Here is a 1,763-nt window from a genome sequence, read left to right on the forward strand (position 1 = left end):
GGAATCCACCATCCTCACCACGATCCCGGTTCTCATGCATCTCGGCATGGTCATCGTCGGGTTGCCCTATGCTTTCCAAGGGCAGATGGGCGTCAGCGAAGTCATGGGCAACTCGCCCTATGGCGCATCGACCATCGCTGCGGGCGACGGTGCGCGTCAACCGAGCCCGATCGAGCTCGAAGGCGCGCGCTATCAAGGTCGGCACGTCGCCGAGATTGCAACGAAGCTCGCGAAGTAGATCAACGCTCGGCGGCGGCGCGCCGGAGGCGATCGTTGATCGCCTCGCCGAGTCCGTGTTCGGGAACGGGCGCGACGGCGATCGTCTCGACCCCTGACGCGTCGACGCGGCGCAGATGAGCGAACAGATTGGCGGCGGCCTCCGTGAGGTCGCCGTTTTTGCTGAGGTTGAGGGTGATCGCGGCACGATCCGCGCCGGCGACGGGGTTTGCCCCGAACAGGAGGACACCTTCGCCCGCGCGAACCTGGTCGGCGTTCAATCGAACCTTCGCGCGCGGCGCATAATGCGATGTCAGCATGCCCGGGGCGATGGGCGCGTCGTCGTCCGGTTCGTCGGCCACCGTCAGCGGACCCACGATCGCCTCGATCGCTTCCCGCGGAATACCGCCAGGCCGCAGCAATCGCGGCGCACCCTCGAGACAGGCGACGATCGTCGATTCGACGCCGACCTGTGTCGGTCCGCCATCAATGATCGCATCGATACGACCGTCGAGATCTTCGAGAACATGCCTCGCGGAGGTCGGACTGATGCGGCCGGAGCGATTGGCGGAAGGAGCTGAGACGGGTCGTCCGACCTTTGAAAGCAATGCACGTGCAACCGGATGGGAGGGAATCCGCAATCCGATGCTGTCGAGGCCGGCGCGGGCGAGATCGGACACGGTGCACGTCGCGGCGATCGGGACGACGAGCGTCAGTGGTCCGGGCCAAAAGGCCTCCGCCAAGGCCAGCGCAACCCGGTCGAAATGACCTTGCCGCTTCGCCGCCGCGAGATCGGCGACATGAGCGATGAGCGGGTTGAATTGCGGCCGCTGCTTGGCCGCGTAGATGCCCGCGACCGCCGAAGCATCGGTCGCATCGGCGCCGATGCCATAAACAGTCTCGGTTGGAAACGCGACGAGACCACCGGCGCGCAGGATTGCCGCAGCCTCGTTCAAGCCCGCTTCGTCGCCTTGCAGAAGCTGCGTCGGCACCATTGACCCCTGATCGTTCACGTCTAAACTATTACTGCTCGCCCGATTGGCCTTCCAGGCAGGTTGCCCAACTGGGTAACCTGTCCAAGTTGGTTGCCAAGGGGTTTAACGGCGCGTGGTGGCGCGTCAACGATCAAAAAGACACGACAATCGTGATTCCCGGGAGGAATCTCATGAGCTATCGCGCCCCCGTTTCGGACATCCTCTTCGCCATGCGGCACGTGGCGGGTCTCGACCGGGCGATCGAAACCGGACTTTACGGCGAGCTCACCCCCGATCTGGCGGAGGCGGTGATCGAGGAGGCCGGTCGCTTCGGAACCGACATCATTGCGCCCCTCAACAGAATCGGCGATGAAACCGGAGCCAAGATCGACAATGGCGTCGTGACGACCGCGCCAGGCTGGAAGGAAACGTACAGGGCTTGGACCGAAGTCGGCTGGAACTCCCTCACGGGTCCGGCGGCTTATGGGGGCCAAAACCTGCCGACGCTGCTCAATTCCGGTTGTGTCGAAATCTGGAACTCGGCGTGCGCGTCCTTTGGGATCGGGCCGATCC

2 protein-coding genes and 1 pseudogene are annotated in these 1,763 nt (G+C 64.2%); 2 read left to right on the plus strand and 1 reads right to left on the minus strand.

The window, feature by feature from the left end; translation table 11 throughout:
* The coding region (locus AC1DT3_RS20025; protein WP_477466967.1) for an NADPH-dependent FMN reductase family protein at positions 1 to 238 on the plus strand (238 nt) is incomplete at its 5' end.
* A gap of 1 nt (position 239) precedes the next feature.
* On the opposite strand, the gene AC1DT3_RS20030 is transcribed toward AC1DT3_RS20025, so the two are convergent.
* Entirely contained in the window at positions 240 to 1,211 is a 972-nt protein-coding gene (locus AC1DT3_RS20030) for an L-threonylcarbamoyladenylate synthase (protein WP_477466968.1), read from the minus strand.
* Between the two features lie 170 nt (positions 1,212 to 1,381).
* Here AC1DT3_RS20030 and AC1DT3_RS20035 point away from each other — a divergent pair.
* Positions 1,382 to 1,763 (plus strand): annotated as a pseudogene (locus tag AC1DT3_RS20035) (acyl-CoA dehydrogenase); the annotation flags it as partial.

The sequence above is a fragment of the Microvirga sp. P4_G7 genome (genome assembly GCF_056401005.1).

Coding starts and splice junctions, on each gene's coding strand:
- AC1DT3_RS20030 (WP_477466968.1), bottom strand. CDS start 1,211: ATGGTGCCGACGCAGCTTCTGCAAGGCGACGAAGCGGGCTTGAACGAG.